Origin of the sequence: Actinomadura rupiterrae, assembly GCF_024172125.1 — a bacterium.
GTDB lineage: Bacteria > Actinomycetota > Actinomycetes > Streptosporangiales > Streptosporangiaceae > Spirillospora > Spirillospora rupiterrae.
In genome coordinates this window covers 960,821-977,638 of sequence record NZ_JAMZEA010000001.1, presented here as the reverse complement: position 1 = coordinate 977,638, position 16,818 = coordinate 960,821, and the positions used below count along the sequence as shown (strand labels likewise).

11 protein-coding genes are annotated in these 16,818 nt (G+C 73.5%); 5 read left to right on the top strand and 6 right to left on the bottom strand.

The window, feature by feature from the left end; all coding sequences use genetic code 11:
* Positions 1-47 precede the first annotated feature (47 nt).
* Both FHU30_RS04320 and FHU30_RS04315 read left to right on the top strand, forming a co-directional pair.
* Positions 48-3,557 (top strand): bifunctional glycosyltransferase/CDP-glycerol:glycerophosphate glycerophosphotransferase, encoded by a 3,510-nt coding sequence (locus FHU30_RS04320; RefSeq protein ID WP_253871738.1) that lies wholly within the window; start codon positions 48-50, stop codon positions 3,555-3,557.
* A gap of 28 nt (positions 3,558-3,585) precedes the next feature.
* The gene (locus FHU30_RS04315) at positions 3,586-4,545 is read left to right on the top strand and encodes a class I SAM-dependent methyltransferase (protein ID WP_253871736.1); all 960 of its coding nucleotides are present in this window, start codon (positions 3,586-3,588) and stop codon (positions 4,543-4,545) included.
* Positions 4,546-4,663: 118 nt separating this feature from the next.
* Here FHU30_RS04315 and FHU30_RS04310 read toward each other — a convergent pair whose 3' ends face one another.
* Positions 4,664-6,244 (bottom strand): DUF6056 family protein, encoded by a 1,581-nt coding sequence (locus FHU30_RS04310; RefSeq protein WP_253871734.1) that lies wholly within the window; start codon positions 6,242-6,244, stop codon positions 4,664-4,666.
* Positions 6,245-6,392: 148 nt separating this feature from the next.
* Here FHU30_RS04310 and FHU30_RS04305 point away from each other — a divergent pair, with 148 nt between their 5' ends.
* Together FHU30_RS04305 and FHU30_RS04300 are read left to right on the top strand one after the other, a co-directional pair.
* On the top strand, positions 6,393-7,706 hold the full coding sequence (locus tag FHU30_RS04305) for a glycosyltransferase (protein ID WP_253871732.1): 1,314 nt from the start codon (positions 6,393-6,395) through the stop codon (positions 7,704-7,706).
* A 22-nt stretch (positions 7,707-7,728) separates the two neighbouring features.
* Positions 7,729-8,424 (top strand): class I SAM-dependent methyltransferase, encoded by a 696-nt coding sequence (locus tag FHU30_RS04300; protein WP_253871730.1) that lies wholly within the window; start codon positions 7,729-7,731, stop codon positions 8,422-8,424.
* A 6-nt stretch (positions 8,425-8,430) separates the two neighbouring features.
* Here the strand turns inward: FHU30_RS04300 and FHU30_RS04295 are convergent, their stop codons facing one another.
* Complete coding sequence (locus tag FHU30_RS04295) at positions 8,431-9,189, bottom strand: class I SAM-dependent methyltransferase (RefSeq protein WP_253871728.1); 759 nt, start codon at positions 9,187-9,189, stop codon at positions 8,431-8,433.
* A gap of 246 nt (positions 9,190-9,435) precedes the next feature.
* Between FHU30_RS04295 and FHU30_RS04290 the strand changes: the two genes are divergently transcribed.
* Entirely contained in the window at positions 9,436-12,081 is a 2,646-nt protein-coding gene (locus tag FHU30_RS04290) for a M4 family metallopeptidase (protein WP_253871725.1), read from the top strand.
* Positions 12,082-12,128: 47 nt separating this feature from the next.
* On the opposite strand, the gene FHU30_RS04285 is transcribed toward FHU30_RS04290, so the two are convergent.
* From FHU30_RS04285 to FHU30_RS04270, 4 genes are all read right to left on the bottom strand, one after another.
* Complete coding sequence (locus FHU30_RS04285) at positions 12,129-12,902, bottom strand: SRPBCC family protein (protein WP_253871723.1); 774 nt, start codon at positions 12,900-12,902, stop codon at positions 12,129-12,131.
* Between the two features lie 134 nt (positions 12,903-13,036).
* Positions 13,037-13,897 (bottom strand): FAD binding domain-containing protein, encoded by an 861-nt coding sequence (locus FHU30_RS04280; protein ID WP_253871721.1) that lies wholly within the window; start codon positions 13,895-13,897, stop codon positions 13,037-13,039.
* Positions 13,894-16,245, bottom strand: coding sequence for a xanthine dehydrogenase family protein molybdopterin-binding subunit (locus tag FHU30_RS04275; protein WP_253871719.1), 2,352 nt, complete (start codon positions 16,243-16,245; stop codon positions 13,894-13,896). The genes FHU30_RS04280 and FHU30_RS04275 overlap by 4 nt, the downstream gene beginning before the upstream one ends.
* Positions 16,242-16,724, bottom strand: a complete 483-nt coding sequence (locus FHU30_RS04270; RefSeq protein ID WP_253871717.1) for a (2Fe-2S)-binding protein — start codon at positions 16,722-16,724, stop codon at positions 16,242-16,244. The genes FHU30_RS04275 and FHU30_RS04270 overlap by 4 nt, the downstream gene beginning before the upstream one ends.
* Between the last annotated feature and the right edge of the window lie 94 nt (positions 16,725-16,818).

Below are 16,818 nucleotides of genomic sequence, written 5' to 3'. Positions count from 1 at the left end.
CCCGCCTCAAGCCCACGACTCCGGCCCGTCTCACCCAGGAGCACCGCTTGGCACCGAAGATCAGCATCGTCGTCCCGTTCTACAACGTCGAGGACTACCTGGAGGAGTGCCTGGTCTCGCTCGCGCGGCAGACCCTCAGTGACATCGAGGTCGTCATGGTGGACGACGGGTCGCCGGACAACTGCGCGGTCATCGCCAAGGCGTTCGCCGAGAAGGACCCGCGGTTCCGGTTCGTCCAGCAGGAGAACCAGGGGCTCGGCCCGGCGCGCAACACCGGGGCCGCGCACGCGACCGGCGAGTACCTCGCGTTCGTGGACAGCGACGACGTGGTGGCCCGGTACGCCTACGAGCTGATGACGCAGAGCCTGGACCGCACCGGCTCGGACATGGCGGTCGGGAACGTCCGGCGCTTCAACGGCGGCCGGACGTGGCAGTGCTGGGCGCACCAGGAGCCGTGCGAGCGGAGCGTCGAGCGGACGCACGTGTCCCGGCAGCACAACCTCATGCAGGACCGGATGGTCTGGAACAAGGTGTTCCGCCGGTCGTTCTGGGACGCGCGCGGCCTCGCGTTCCCCGGCATCCTCTACGAGGACTCCCCGGTCATGGTCGCCGCGCACGTCCTGGCGAAGTCGGTGGACGTGTTCGCGCAGCCGGTCTACTACTGGCGCGACCGCGAGGGGTCCATCACCAAGCGGAAGGCGGAGCTGTCCAACCTGGAGGACCGGATGGCGTCGGTCCGCATGGTGCACGAGTTCCTGGACGGCCACCCGCCGGCCCTCAAGGCCGCCTACGACCGCTACGCGCTGGACGTGGACCTCGGCGTCCTCACCGAGAACCTGCAGCCCGCGACCGAGGCGGAGCGCGCGCGGATCATGGAGCTCGGCGCGGCCTGCCTGCGGGACGCCGCGCCCGGCGCCCGCGGGCTCCTGCCGATGCGCAAGCGGCTGCGCCTGCACCTGCTGGAACGCGGGATGCTGCCGGAGCTGCTGGAGGTGCTGCGGTTCGAGAAGAGCGGCGACCGGGACGCGGCGGCCGTCCGGCGCGGCCTGTTCCGGCACCGCTGGTACCTGCGCTACCCGTTCTTCGAGGACGCCGAGCGGGCGATCCCGGACGAGATCTACGACGTCACCGACGAGCTGAAGCTCTGGGCCGCCGTGGACGACCTGCGCTGGGAGGACGGGAAACTACGCATCGACGGGCACGCCTACTTCTCCCGGATCGACGCCGCCTCACCCCGCGACCTGAAGATGAAGGTCTGGCTCCAGGACCCGCGCGGACGGCGGCGGATCGACCTCGCGCACGAGCGGGTCGTCCGGCCGGATGTGACCGCCGCGTCCCGGCAGTCGGCCGCGAACCACGACCACTCGGGCTTCACGTTCCTGCTGGATCCGGAGCGGCTCAAGATCGGCCGGCGGCGCGCGGTCAACTGGGAGCTGCACGTCGCCGTGGACGCGCAGGGCAAGCGCGGCGAGCGGCGCGTCGGCCCGCCGCGGCGGCCGAGCGTCTCCTGGGCGCACGCGCGGACGGTGTCCGGGCGCGTCAAGGTGCAGCCCGCCGCCGATCCGGCCGGGTTCATGCTCCAGGTGAAGCCGGAACGGGCGCTCGTGACCGGCCACCGGACCACCGAGGACGGCGCGCTCCGCCTGGAGGGCTGGACGGACACCGACCTCGGCAAGGCGCCGGTCGTCCGGGTGCACCGGCAGCACGGGCAGGGGATGGTCGAGCGGCCCGTCCGGGACATCGTGGCCGCCGACGGCGGGCTGCGCTTCGCGGTCGAGCTGCCGCTGGACGAGCTGCTGCCCGACCCGTGCGCCGAGGACCGGGTCGCCCGCGCGACGCGGATCGGCGACGGCGTGAACTGGGAGCTGCGGCTGCGCGGCGCGGGCGAGCCGGTGCGGCTGATGTTCGCGGACGGCGTCCGCGAGGCCCGGTACCCGGTCGGCGCGCAGGACTTCGTGCTGACCCGCACGCGGTTCGGCAACGTGCGCGGTGTCGAGCGCTTCCGCCGTCCGGTGGTCACGGACGTGGCCTGGGCGGACGGCGACCGGCTCGTGCTCACCGGGGAGATGTCGCCGGGGCCGGTGCCGGACGAGCTGATCGTCCGGCGGCGCCGGTCGAGCGAGGAGCACCGCGTCCCGCTGGCCTGGGACGGGCACCGCTTCCGCGCCGAGCTGACACCGGGCCGGATGCCGCTGTTCGGGTCGGCCCTGCCGCTCCGCAGCGGCCTCTGGGACCTGGTGGTCGGCTCCGAGGCGGGCGAGACCATGGTCGTGATGGAGCGCGCCGGCATCGCCGGGCTGCCCGCGACGCGGACGGTCGGCATGCACGAGATCGCGTTCAGCATGCACCAGGTCGATGCGCTCAGCCTCAGCGTGCAGCAGGCCCTCGCCGACGACGAGCGCGGCCAGTACGCGCAGCGCCGCATCCAGGAGGACGAGTACCCGCGCATGCGCGAGCGTCCGCTGCGCGACCTCGCCGTGTTCGACTCCTACGAGGGCGTCCAGTACTCGTGCAGCCCGCGCGCGGTGTTCGAGGAGCTGCGGCGCAGGCGTCCGGACATCGAGTGCGTGTGGGCGACGCGCGACGGGCAGTTCGAGGTCCCGGAGGGCGCCCGCGGGGTGCTGATGGAGAGCCGCGCGCACTACGAGGCCATGGCGCAGGCGCGCTGGGTCGTCGGCAACTTCGGCCAGCTGCCCTGGTTCGTGAAGCGGCCCGGCCAGACGTACATGCAGACCTGGCACGGGACGCCGCTGAAGCGCCTCGCCTACGACCTGCGCGACATGCCGTACAAGCGGACCGAGACGCTCGACTGGATGGAGCGCGAGGTCCCGCGCTGGGACGTGCTGATCTCGCCGAACCCGTTCACCACCCCGATCATGCGCCGCGCGTTCCGCTACGACGGCGAGATCCTGGAGACCGGGTACCCGCGCAACGACGTCCTGACCGCGCCCGGGGCCGAGGCGGTCGCGCGGCGCGTCCGGGAGCGGCTCGGCGTGCCGGACGGGAAGAAGGTCGTCCTGTACGCGCCGACCTGGCGGGACGACCACCACCTCGCGCCCGGACGCCGCGCGTTCTCGCTGGAGCTGGACCTCGCGCTGCTGCGCGAGCGGCTCGGTGACGACCACGTGGTGCTCGTCCGCGCGCACTACCTGATCACCGACCGGTCCTGGTCGGACTCCGACGGGTTCGTGATCGACGTGTCCCGGTACGGCGAGATCGCCGAGCTGTACCTCGCCGCGGACGTCCTGGTCACCGACTACTCGTCGGCGATGTTCGACTTCGCCGTGACCGGCAAGCCGATGGTCTTCTACGCCTACGACCTGGAGGCCTACCGCGACACCGTCCGCGGCTTCTACCTGGACTTCGACGCCGAGGCCCCCGGGCCGATCGTGCGGACCTCGGCGGAGGTCGCCGAGGCCCTCGCAGACCTCGGCACCGCCTGCGCCCCCCGCGCCGGCGCCTACGCGGCCTTCCGCGCCGCCTACTGCCCGTACGACGACGGACGCGCCGCCGCGCGCGCCGTGGACCGGCTGCTCGCCGGTCCGACCGGAAAGTGACAGCAACCTAGGGAACGGGGCACACGTCGTGACCGAAACGGCCACCAGCGCAGCGGCCAGCACGGCAGCCGACAGCACCGCACCGAGCAGCATCGACGAGATCAAGGGGTGGTTCTCCGACCTGGACCGCAGGCTGTTCGACTGGGCGCTGGACCGCCAGCGGCGCCTGGAGCAGGACGGCGACCTGCTGGAACTCGGGGCGTACCTGGGCAAGAGCGCCGTGCTGGTCGGCCGGCACCTCGGCCCGGACGAGACCTTCACCGTCTGCGACCTGTTCGGGACGCCCGCCGGGGACGGCGACAACGACGCCGAGGTGAGGCGCTCCTACGGCGAGCTGACCCGCGCCGCGTTCGAGCGGAACTACCTCGCCTTCCACGACGACCTGCCGGAGATCGTGCAGGGCCCGACCTCGGGCCTGCGCGGGCGGCTCGACACGGGCTCGGTCAGGTTCGCGCACATCGACGCCTCGCACCTGTACGAGCACGTCGCGACCGACATCGAGATCGTGAAGGACGCGCTCGCGCCGGACGGGATCGTCGCGTGCGACGACTACCGCTCCGGGCACACCCCGGGCGTCGCGGCCGCCGTCTGGGAGGCCGTCCTGGACAAGGGCCTCAAGCCGGTCGCGCTCAGCCCGTCCAAGCTGTACGGGACGTGGGGCGACGACGAGGCCCTCCGCGCCGACCTCGTCGCGCACCTCGCGCACGAGCCGTCGCTCTGGCACGAGGTGCAGCGGGTGGCGGGGCACGAGGTCGTCCGGGTCGTCCTGCGGGAGGGCGCGCGGCCGTCCGAGGCGGAGCGGCTGCGGCAGCTCTCGGTGTGCCTGCGGGTGGAGAACGACCGGCTCGAACGCGAGCTGGCGGAGGGGCGGCGGCTGCTGAAGGCGCTGCGCGACTCGGCCAGCTTCAAGGTGGGACGCGCGATCACGGCGCCGCCGCGAGCGCTGCGCGACCTGACCGTCCCGACTGGGCGTCCGGCCCAGGACTGAACGCCCCGGCGGGCGCTCTCCCCCGAGAGGACGAGCGCCCGCCGCGGGTCATCCGTGTTCGGGGGTCATCCGCGTCCGGCAGGTATCCCCGTGCCCGCGGGTCATTCGCGTCCGCGGGTCATCGGCGTTTGGTCGGCTTCGCGTGCGCGGGCAGGGCCCTGGCCGATTCCGGAGCCTTCGCTCTGCCGGGCGCGAGGATCCTGGGCTTGTCGGAGACCGGAGCGCCGCCGCCCTTCGTGACGGACGCGAGCCCGTAGTACGACGCGATCCACGGCCCGAGCCAGTCATGCCGTCCAGGACGCTCGAAGGGAACGGCCAGGTTCGCGATCGGCAGCTGGGCGACCGGGGCCGTGCGCGCCCCGGCGCGCTTCGCCCGCTCGATCCGCGCGGACTGCGCGTCGAAGGCGGCGGCGCGGTTCGCCATCGCCGTTCCCGTCTCCCGGAGCCGCGCCGCGCCGCTCGTGCAGGCCGCCGCGACGAGCGCGAGGCAGATCGCGCAGACCGCCGTGCTCGGACCGTCCGCCCGGCCGCGCAGGCGGCGGATGATATCGGCGGCCGCGTAGCCGTAGAACGCCGCGACCAGCACGGCCGCGTAGCGGAACACGAACCAGCCGCGGTAGAACGTCCAGCCGCCGTGCCCCCAGCCGACGCGCAGCTCCCACATCACCGCGAACGTCAGCGCCAGCACGCCCGCGGCCCCCGCGACCAGCGCGTAGAGCAGCTTCCCGGCGGGCAGCGGGCGGTGCGAGCGAGCCAGCACGCACACCAGGAAGCCGATCGCGGCGGCGGCCGGGAGGGACATGTCCGTCGCGAGATGCATGAGGACCCGCTCTCCGGACGACACGGTGTCGGCCAGCACCTTCGCGCTGATCAGCGGCTCGCTGTGCGTGCGCTGGCGCAGCGTCACGGCGTGGCCCGGCGAGGTGAGCACGATGAGCGCGCCGACGACCGTGCTCGCGCCGAACAGCGCGCCGAACATCGGCAGCCAGGTCAGCCGCCGGACGAACAGCAGGTGCCCGATCCCGCCGAGGACGACCAGGATCAGCACGGCCGCCGAGATCGTCTCGCTGGTGGTCCCGGCCAGCAGGCCGAGCGGCACCGCCGCGATGCCCGTCCAGAGCCGGGCCCGCGGCGAGCGCGCGAGCAGGGCCACGGCGACGAGGCCGGTGACCAGCGCGGGCGGGAGCGTGTGCGTGATGACCCCGGCCGTCCAGTAGAGCGTCTGGTACGGGCGCGGCTGCGTGCCGAGCGAGAGCACGGCGGTGCCGAGGCCGGCCAGGGGAGCGGCGAGCGGATGCGCGCTCCCGTCCCCGGCGCGGCTCAGCATGGCCCGGGTGAGCAGCGCCGCCGCCACCGCGAGCGCGAGCACGGTGACGGCAGGGGTGAGCCGCATCCCCCAATCCGGGAAAAGGTAGGCGAGACCGACGAAGACTCCGTTCCCGATACGTCCGGTGGCCGTCGTATAGAGGTACTCGCACGGGCCGAAGAAGCCCTTCGCCCGCTCGATTCCGATAAAGCGGAAATCGTCTGAAGCGGGCCGGGTGAACGTCCCGAGAAAGCACATCACCCCGGCCGTCGCGGCGAACGCGACGAGCAGCACGGCCGCGGCGACCACCGCCGGACGCTGGGACGGCGCGGGCGGGTCTCCGGTCTCGTGGCGGCGGGGCGTCCGCTGTTTCAGTTCGGCGGTGTCGACCATGCGCGGGATTATTCCGGCCGCTCCGGTCCCGTTCGCGGCAATGGTTCCATCAAAGAAAAGTCTTGGTGGTTATTTGTCGCTGCGGTCGCGGACGGGGCGGCACTTTCATGGGTCGTGCCCGTGACCCGCTTCCGGAGGGAGACCGGCCGTGCCAGGCACAGCAGGCGCCCGCGCAGCGCCCCCCGCACCGTCCGCGCCGCGCGCATCCAAGGCGTCCATGCGGGCCGCCTCTGAGACATCGGTGCGGTCGGGTGAGCGGGCGCTCGCGCCGCCGCCGCGGACCGCCGGGACGGACGCGCCGGTCGTGGAGATCGTGATCCCCGTCCTGAACGAGGAGCGGGCGCTCGGCGGCGGTGTCCGGACGCTGCACGCCTACCTGCGCGAGTGGTTCCCCTGGACGTGGCGGATCACCGTCGTGGACAACGGCTCCACCGACCGGACGCCGGAGGTCGGCCGCGCGCTCGCCGCCGAGCTGCCCGGGGTCGAGCTGCGGCGACTGGACGTCCGGGGCAAGGGCGCGGCGGTGAAGGCCGCCTGGCGGGAGAGCGATGCGACCGTCGTCGCGTACATGGACGTGGACCTGTCCACCGACCTCGGCGCGCTGCTCCCGCTGGTCGCGCCGCTGGTCAGCGGGCACTCCGACCTCGCGATCGGGACCCGGCTCGGGCGCGGCGCGCGGATCCGGCGCGGGCTGCGCCGGGAGGCGGTGTCGCGCTGCTACAACGGCCTGCTCCGGGTCGGCTTCGGCGCCCGGTTCACCGACGCGGCCTGCGGCTTCAAGGCGGCCCGCGCGGACGTCGCCGGCCGGCTGACCGCGTGTGTGGGCGACGACGACTGGTTCTTCGACACCGAGATGCTGCTGCTCGCCGAGTTCAACGGCCTGCGCGTGCACGAGGTCGCCGTCGACTGGGTGGAGGACGTCGACTCGCGCGTCCGCGTCGGCCGGACGGCGGCGCACAACCTGCGCGGCCTGCTCCGGACGGCCCGCGCGATGGCGCGCGGCGAGGCCGGGCTCGGCCTGCCGGAACGCCCCGAGCCGCGGCCCGCCCATCCGGACGCGGTGCTCGGCCGCCCGACCGGGCGCCCCGGCATGCTGGTCGGCTTCGCCGCCGCCGGGCTGCTCGCGACGGTCGTCCACACGGCCGGGTACCTGCTGCTGCGCGGCGCGTGGGCGCCCGTCCCGGCGAACCTCGGCGGGCTGCTGCTGAGCACGGTCGCGGGCACCGAGGCGAACCGCCGCTGGACCTTTCCGCGGCGCGGCGGGCGCCGCGCCTTCGTGCATTCGCGCGCGGCCCTGCTCGCCGCGCTGAACTGGGCGCTGACCTCGGTCGCCGTCGCGGGCGCCGCGGCGCTGCGGCCGGGCCGAATCGGCGAGGCCTGCGTGCTGCTGGCCGTCTCGTCCTGCCTGGTCACGCTCCGGTTCAGCGCGCTGGACCGGTGGGTGTTCGCGCGCCGCGGCTGACCGATTCCCTGGGGGAGAGCACATGGACACGATCGAGGTCGAGCGCGTCGTCGCGGTCGAGGAGCGCAACTGGTGGTACCGCGAGCGGCGGCACCTGATCGGGCGCGAGCTGCGCCGGCTGGGCCGCCCGGGCCTCGGCGCGGACGTCGGCGCGGCGGGCGGCGGCAACACCCGCGTCCTGCTGGACCACGGCTGGGACGCCGTCGCCGTGGACGCGTCGGAGGCCGGTGTCGACGCCGCCCGGCGGCGCGGCATCGACGCCCGCCTCGGCGACGCCCGCGACCTGCCGTTCCCGGACGCCGCGTTCGACTTCGCGATGGCGCTGGACGTCCTGGAGCACATCGAGGACGACGCGGGCGCCGCGGCCGAGCTGGCGCGGATCGTCCGGCCGGGCGGGGCGGCGCTGGTGACCGTGCCGTGCGACATGCGGCTGTGGTCGGCGCACGACGAGGCGCTCGGGCACGTCCGGCGCTACGACCGGGCGGAGCTCGCCGAGGTGCTGACCGGCGCGGGCTTCGAGATCGGGCGGCTGTGGAGCTGGAACGTGCTGCTCAGGCCGGTCGTCCGGATGCGGCGCCGCGCGTCCACCGGATGCGACCTGGAGGCGCTGCCCGCCTGGCTCGACCGCTCGCTGCACGCGGTCGTCGCCGCCGAGCGCGTCCTCCCGGTGGGCACGCTGCCGGGGGTCTCCCTGGTCGCCCGCCTGACCAAGCGCTAGCCGGTATCAGCTCGCGCCCGCCGTCCCGACGTCGTCCGGCGGGCGGTGGGCGCGGGCGAACAGCGTCGTCCCGGACAGCGAGTGCAGCGGCAGCAGGTCCTCGGCCTGGAGGATCCAGCCGAGCAGCCGGTCGGCGGCCGGGCGGCGCGCCCGGGTCTCCCAGCCCGCGACGTGGTGCCGCCGCAGCCGGGCGAGCGGCCGCAGCAGCACGTTCCAGTTCCACAGCCGGTCGAGGACGAGCCCGGCTCCGGCGAGCAGCGCCGCGAGCGTGTCCCTTGTGTACCGGCGGACGTTCCCGCAGGCCAGGTCGTGCGCCGACCACAGCCGCATGTCGTGCGGCACCGACACCAGCGCCGTCCCGCCGGGACGCAGCACGCGCGCGATCTCCGCGGCGGCGGCGCGGTCGTCCTCGGCGCGGGCGAGCACGTCGAGGGCGACCGCCAGATCGAACCCGCCGGTCGCGAGCGGTAGGTAGCGAGGATCGCCCGGCAGCACGTCCGTCCCGCCGGTACCGGACGTGTCGACCGTGGTGGTCTGCCAGCCGTGCCGCCGCAGGTGCAGCGCGTCGGCTCGCAATATGTCGTCGGCGAGCAGTGTGTCGGCTTGCAGGGAGCCCGCGCCGGACGCGGAGCCGATGTGCGCTGCGCGTCCGGGCGGGCCGAGGCGGCGCAGCTCGCGGGACAGGATCGCGCGCCGCTCCCGGTACCACCAGGGATCGCGGGGACGCGCCGGGCCGGCGGGCCGTCCATCGGTGAGCGTGTGCACGCCCCAAGCCGACCGGAACCCGCCCGCTCCCCGCCAACGTCGCCTCCGGCACGCGGACGATCATTGACCCCGCCTTGGCCCGCCGATCGGCATGCGCGCGGAGTGGACCCCGAATCCACCCGCTGTGACCTGTTGAACGGTGATCGCCCCCTTTCGCTTAACTCTGTGTGTTTTTGCCAGTGATGGCGAAGGAAAGGGCGCGTAGATCTGGAAACACACTCGCACCCCCCGCACCACGGAGGCTCCGTGTCCCCCCAACGTCCTCTGCTCGCCGGGGCGGCCCTCGCGGCCGTGCTGGCGGCGAGCCTGACCGTGCCGCGCGCCGCGTCCGCCGCGCCCGCGGACGACCCGCCCCCGCCGTCCGGCGCGCTGCCCGGCGGCGTCCAGACCGGCACGTCCGCGCCCGCGCTCGTCGAAGGGCTGGACGAGAAGGCCGCGTCGAGCGACCCGGTCAAGGCCGCGCGCGCCCACCTCGCCGAACCCCGCTACAAGATCAAGGACACCGCCCGCGACCTCGCCCCGCTCGACGTCGTCGCGGACGGCACGCAGAAGACCGTCCGGTTCGAGCAGCGCTACCAGGGGCTGCCCGTGCTGGGCGGCCAGTACCTCGTCCACCTGGACCGCGACCGGGTCACCGGCGCGGGCGGCCGCTACCTCACCGACCTGTCGGTGGACACCAGGCCGACGGTGCCCGAGGCGTCCGCCCGCAAGGCCGCGCTGTTCAGGACGATCGAACCGCGCGGCAAGGCCGGGCTCGCCGAGCTGCGGAAGGCGGCCGTCCAGAACCTCGGGCTCGCCGTCGTCCCGCGCGGCAGAGGCCAGCTGACCTGGCACTTCCGGATCGGCGGCAGCCTGCGCGGCAAGCCGGTGCTGCGCGAGGTCTACATCGACGCGCACGGCACCGGGGCCGCGCTCAGCTACGACCGGCTGCAGGAGGCCGAAGGCCCCGTCCAGGCGTCGGGCAAGGACGCGCACGGCCGCGACCGCACGTTCCCCGCGTGGCGGCGCGCGGACGGCAAGGTCGAGATGCGCGACACGACCCGCGCGGCCGGAGGCATCGTCACCTATGACGCGCAGGGCAAGGACGTGAGCGTGTTCGAGGGCCGGCAGCTGCCCGCCGACACGGCCGTCGCGGCGTCCGACTCGACGGTGTTCCCGCAGTCCGCGACCGATTCAGGCGCGGTGGACGCGCACTGGGCCGCCGGGCAGGTCTACGACTTCTACAAGCGGCTCGGCCGGGACGGCCTGGACGGCAAGGGCGGCCCGATCAACTCGGTCGTCAACGTCACCGCGGGAGGCGGCGTCTTCGAGAACGCCTTCTGGGACGGCACCAAGATGGTGTACGGCGGGGGCGGCAGGGACTACTACTCGTTCGCGTCCAGCCTGGACGTGGACGGCCACGAGATGACGCACGGCGTCGTCGAGCACACCGCGAACCTGGCGTACTTCGGCCAGTCCGGCGCGATGAACGAGGGCATCGCCGACTACTTCGGCAACGCCATCCAGCTCGACGCGCTGAAGATGCCGATGACCGACCCGCGCGCGGCGCTGCTCGGCGAGGAGCTGTGCCGCACCGGGACGCCCGAGCAGTGCGCCCTGCGGCGCCTGGACGACAACCGGAACGCGACCCGGGACTACATCGGCGCGACCATCCGCATCGACGGCGCGGGCGTGCACCTGAACTCGACCATCTTCTCCGGCGCGCTGTGGGACATCCGCAAGGCGCTCGGCGGGGGCCGCGGCGACAAGCTCGCCTACAAGGCCCTGTCCGAGTACATGACCCCGCTGGACGGCTTCACCGACGGCCGCCGCGCCGTCGAGGCCGCCGCCCGCGCGCTGCACTACAGCGGCAAGGACCGGACGGTCGTCCGGCAGGCGTTCGAGCGCCACGGCATCAAGCCCGGCTGGGAGCGCCGCATCGGCCTGGACGCGAGGATCCTCAAGGCGAACCTGTCCGACGACGCGAGCCCGGACGTCGCGGGCAACCGGTACGTGTTCACCGACTCGTCCCCGGACGGCGCGGAGCTGCCGTCGGTCTACACCGGCGACCTGCGCGGCGGCACGCCGGTGAAGGTCTTCGGCGAGGACGGCGTGTGGCCGTGGCCGCTCTCCACGGACGGCCGGACCGTCGCCTGGGTGCAGATCAACCTCAACACCGGGACGTTCGACGTGGTGACGCGGCCCGCCGACCTGAGCGCGCCCGCGACCGTCCGGTACTCGACACCGGGCTCGATCCAGGACGTCGCGCTCGACGGGAACCTGCTCGCGTTCACCGAGGTCTCGCCGGACGGGTCGTCCGCCGACGTCTGGTACATGCGGCTCGGGGACCAGGGGCCGGTGGACGTCAACCCGTCCTATGCCGAGCAGACCATGCAGGTCACGGTCAAGGACGGCCGGATCGGCTACATCAAGTACCGGCCGGACGGCTCCCAGCGCCCCGCGGTCTACGACACCGCCACCGGCAAGGAGACCGACATCGCGTCCAAGGGCAGGGCGGACCTGCCGTACCTGACCAGGAGCACGCTGTTCTTCATCGACGACACCGACGCCGACCCGAACCGCGCGGGCATCTCCCGCGCGGGCGTCGACGGCACCGGGCTCGCGTCCGTGCTCGCGGACGGGCCGAACGCGCCGCGGATCACCGGCATGAAGGCGAACGACTCGTGGGTGACCTTCGGCGCGCTCCCCGGCGGGGACGTCTTCACCAACGCGGGCGCGCCGAAGCTGTTCCAGCTCCCGGCCAGGGGCGGCACGCCGGTTCGGATGTCCTGCGACCGGGGCGAGCAGGGCCGCTTCGGGATCGGTGACGGCCACCGGGTCGTCTGGGCGGACGGCACCGCCGGACGCGCCGACCTGGTGACGCGCGACCGTTCAGTGGGCGCCTGCCGATAAAGGCGAAGGGCCGGGACGCTTCGTCCCGGCCCTTCCGACGTTCGAGGTCAGCGGCGGCGTCGGCGCAGGACGTACAGGACGGCCAGGAGGAACGCGACGGCTCCGGCGACCGGGAGGACGCGCTTGGCGACGGACGGCCCGGCGACCTCCAACAGGTCGATCGCGTCGTCCGCGCGGCGCGGGTGGATCCGCGTGACCGGCGCGGGCGCGCCCTCCGGCGCGACCGGCTCCACTGGCTGGATCGGCTTGACCGGCTCGACGGGGTCGGCCTGTTCGACCGGGCTCGCCGGGCGCTGGTGCGGGACGACGGCCGAAGCCTCGGACGTCTCGGGCGCGGCCGCGCTCGTCTCGGGCGTCGGGTCGGCCGCCTCGTTCTCGGACGACTCCAGTTCCTCGGCCAGGGCCTTGGCGAAGCGGCCGACGAGCTTGCCGCCGACCTCGGAGAGGATGTTGCGGCCGAACTGCGCGGGACGGCCCGTCACGTTCAGCTTGGTGCGGACGGACACGTGCGTCGTGCCGTCCTCCTCGCGCAGCTTCGCCTGGACGGTGGCGTTCGCGGTGCCGGAGCCGCGGGCCTCCTTGCCGCGCGCGTCGATGGTGAGGGTCCCCGCGCCCTCGTCCGCCGCGACGATCCGGGCGGTGCCCCGGTAGGTGATCGTCATCGCGCCGACCCGGACCTTGAGCCGCCCCTGGTACTCCTCGCCGTCCGCGGAGTCGAGGGTGGCGCCCGGCATGCAGAGCGCGACGCGCTCCACGTCGAGCAGTACCGACCAGGCCCGCTCCACCGGGACGGGGACGGTGAATTCGTGGTCGAGCTCCATGGTTCGGGTCCTTCTCTCGTCCGGGGGTTGACGTGACCCTACGTTCCTCCGGTCCCTCCCCGCCAGACGGCCCCGCGCGAGCGGAACGGCGGAGCCCGCGGCCGGCCGCGGCCGCGGGCTCGGTCCGGGACCGCTCAGCGCGCGGACGCGGCGTTCAGCGCGCGCCGCGTGAGCACCTGGACCAGATGGCTCCGGTACTCGGACGATCCGTGCAGGTCGGACGGCGGTTCGGTGCCCTCGCCGGCGTACGCGGACGCCTCGCGCAGCGTGCCGTCGGACAGCGTGCTCCCGCCGAGCCGCTCCTCGACGGCCGTCGCGCGGACGGGTGTCGCGCCCATGTTGGTGAGCCCGATCCGGACGTCCTCCACCGCGCCCTGGACGCGCCGGACCGCGCACGCGACCCCGACGATCGCCCACGCCTGCGCCGTCCGGTGGAACTTCTCGTAGTGGAAGCCCCAGCCCGCGCCGAGCTTCGGCACGCGGACGCCGGTGAGCAGCTCGTCCGGCTCCAGCGCGGTGGTCATCCAGTCCACGAAGAAGTCGCGCGCCGGGATCTCGCGGTCGCCGCCGGACGCCGAGCGCGCGAGCATCACCGCGTCCAGCGCGAGCGCGACGGCGGGCAGGTCACCGGCCGGGTCGGCGTGCGCGAGCGAGCCGCCGAACGTGCCGCGGTGCCGGACGGCCGGGTCCGCGACGGTCGCGGTCGCGCGCGCGACGAGCGGCGCGTGCTCCCGGACGAGCGGGTCGTGCATCACCTGGTGGTGCGTCGCGGTCGCGCCGATGACGATCGCGTCGCCGTCGTCGCGGATCGCGCGCAGCTCGTCCACGCGGTCGAGGTCGACCAGCGCGTCGGGGTAGGCGAGCCGGAGCCGCAGCAGCGGCATCAGCGACTGCCCGCCGGCGAGGACCTTCGCGTCCTCGCCCGCGTCGGGCAGCATCCGCAGCGCCTCGTCCAGCGTGGTCGGCCGCAGGTAGTCGAAGGTCGGGGGGATCAACGGTCGCCTCCCTCGCGGAGCGCGTTCCAGACGCGCTCGGGCGTGCAGGGCATCGGGACGTCGCGGACGCCGAACGGCCGCAGCCCGTCCACGATCGCGTTCACCACGGCGGGGGTCGAGGCGATCGTGCCCGCCTCGCCCACGCCCTTGACCCCGAGCGGGTTGCCGGCCGCCGGGGTCTCGGTGCGGTCGGTCGTGAAGGACGGCAGGTCCGCCGCCGACGGCACCAGGTAGTCGGCCATCGTGGTCGTCGTGAGGTTGCCGTCCGCGTCGTACACGGCCTCCTCGTAGAGGGCCTGCGCGATGCCCTGCGCGAGCCCGCCGTGCACCTGACCCTCCACGATCAGCGGGTTCACCACGTTGCCGACGTCGTCCACGGCCACGTACTTGCGGATCTTCGTGAAGCCGGTCTCGGTGTCGATCTCGACCGCGCACAGGTGGGTGCCGTGCGGGAAGGAGAAGTTATCCGGGTCGTGCGTGGCGTCGGAGTCGAGCGACGGCTCCAGGCCGTCCGGCAGGTTGTGCGCGGCGAACGCGGCCTGCGTGATCTCCTGGATGGACAGTCCCGCGTCGCCGACGCCCCGGACGCTGAACCGGCCCGCGCTGAACTCCAGGTCGTCCTCGGACGCCTCCAGCAGGTGCGCCGCGATCGTCCGTGCCTTGTCCACGACCTTGTCGCAGGCGCGGTAGAGCGCGACGCCGCCGACCGCGAGCGACCGCGACCCGTAGGTGTCCATGCCCTTCGGCGACACGGCCGTGTCGCCGTGCAGCACCCGGACGTCGTCGAACGGCACGCCGAGCCGGTCCGCCGCGATCTGCGCCCAGGCGGTCTCGTGCCCCTGCCCGTGCGCGGACGAGCCGGTCACGACCTCCACCTTCCCGGTCGGCAGCACCCGCACCGACGCGTGCTCCCAGCCGCCCGCGCCGTACGACAGCGAGCCGAGCACGCGGGACGGCGCGAGCCCGCACATCTCGGTGTACGTCGAGACGCCGATGCCGAGCTGCACCGGATCGCCGCTCTCCCGCCGGTCGTTCTGCTCGGCGCGCAGCTTGTCGTACTCGAACAGCGCGAGCGCCTTCTCGGTCGCCGCCTCGTAGTTGCCCGTGTCGTAGGTCAGTCCCGCGATCGTCTCGAACGGGAACTCCTCGTGCGCGATCCAGTTCCGGCGCCGCACCTCGACCGGATCGACGCCGAGCTCGGCGGCCAGCTCGTCCATCAGCCGCTCGATCGCGAATGTCGCCTCGGGACGTCCCGCGCCCCGGTAGGCGTCGGTCGGCGTCTTGTTGGTGAAGACGCCCGTGCAGGTGAACGAGTACGCGTCCATCTTGTAGATGCCGTTGAACATGAACGCGCCGAGCAGCGGGACGCCCGGCGTGACCAGCATCAGGTACGCGCCCATGTCGGCTAGCAGCTCGACCTTCAGGCCCCGGATGCGCCCGTCGCGCTCGGCCGCGAGCGTGACCTTCTGGATCTGGTCGCGCCCGTGGTGGACGGCCATGTTGCCCTCGCTGCGCGACTCCGTCCACTTCACCGGACGGCCGAGCCGCCGCGCCAGCAGCAGCGCGAGCACCTCCTCGCCGTACACCTGGAGCTTGGAGCCGAACCCGCCGCCGACGTCCGGCGCGACGACCCGGATCCGGTGCTCGGGGATCTCGGTGACGACCGACAGCATCAGCCGCAGGATGTGCGGGATCTGCGTAGCCGAGTAGAGCGTGAAGTCTGTGTTGGGTCCGGAGCCGTCCGGCTCGCACAGGACGGCGCGCGGTTCCATCGCCGTCGGGATCAGTCGTTGCTGGACGAACCGGCGCTCCAGCAGGACGGGCGCGTCCCGCAACGCGGCGTCGAGGTCGCCCTGCTCGAACACCCACGTATAGGACGCGTTCGTACCGAGGTCGGAATGGACGAGATCGGCGCCGTCCTCGATAGCGCGCTCCATGTCCACGACCGTGGGGAGCGGCGTGTAGTCGACGTCGATGTCCTCCAGCGCATCGACCGCCGAGTACCGGTCGCGCGCCACGACGCACGCCACCGGCTCGCCGACGTAGCGGACCTCGTCCACCGCCATCGGCGGGTGCGCCGGGAGCTTCATGTCCTCGGTGACCTGCCACGCGCACGGAAGCGCGCCCTGCTCGGCCGCGAAGTCGGCCCCCGACAGGACGGCCACGACGTTCGGCCTGGCCTTGGCCGCCTCGACGTCCACCCGGTCGATCCGGGCGTGCGCGTGCGGGCTGCGCAGGTACGCCACGTGCAGCGTCCCGGCGGGGGTGATGTTGTCGGTCCAGCGGGTCCGTCCCGTGACCAGCCGGGCGTCCTCGCTGCGCGGCCTGGCCTGCCCGATCTCGGTCACGACGCGACCTCGCTCCCGCGCATCTCGGCGGCCGCGCTCCGCACGGCCCGCACGATGTTCTGGTAGCCGGTGCAGCGGCAGAGGTTGCCCTCCAGCCCCTCCCGGACCTCGTCCTCGGACGGGTCGGGGTTCTCCCGCAACAGGTCCGCCGACGCCATGATCATGCCCGGCGTGCAGTACCCGCACTGGAGCGCGTGCTCGCGGTGGAACGAGCGCTGGAGCGGGTGCTCGTCCCCGTCCGGGGCGAGCCCCTCGACGGTGGTGACCGACCGGCCGTCCGCCTGGACGGCCAGGACCGAGCAGCTCTTGGCGCTCAGCCCGTCCAGCAGGACCGTGCACGCGCCGCAGTTGGTGGTGTCGCAGCCGACCGGCGTGCCGACCTTCCCCAGCCGCTCGCGCAGATAGTGGACCAGCAGGAGCCGTGGTTCGACCTCGTCCTCGTACGTCGCCCCGTCGACCTCGACACGGATTCGTGGCATGCGGAGTCACTCCCTTGAGACGTCCCTGCGACTCCACGAACGTATGTCGGGTCTTTCCGGCGGACCACCCCTTCTGGTGATCTGACTCACACGA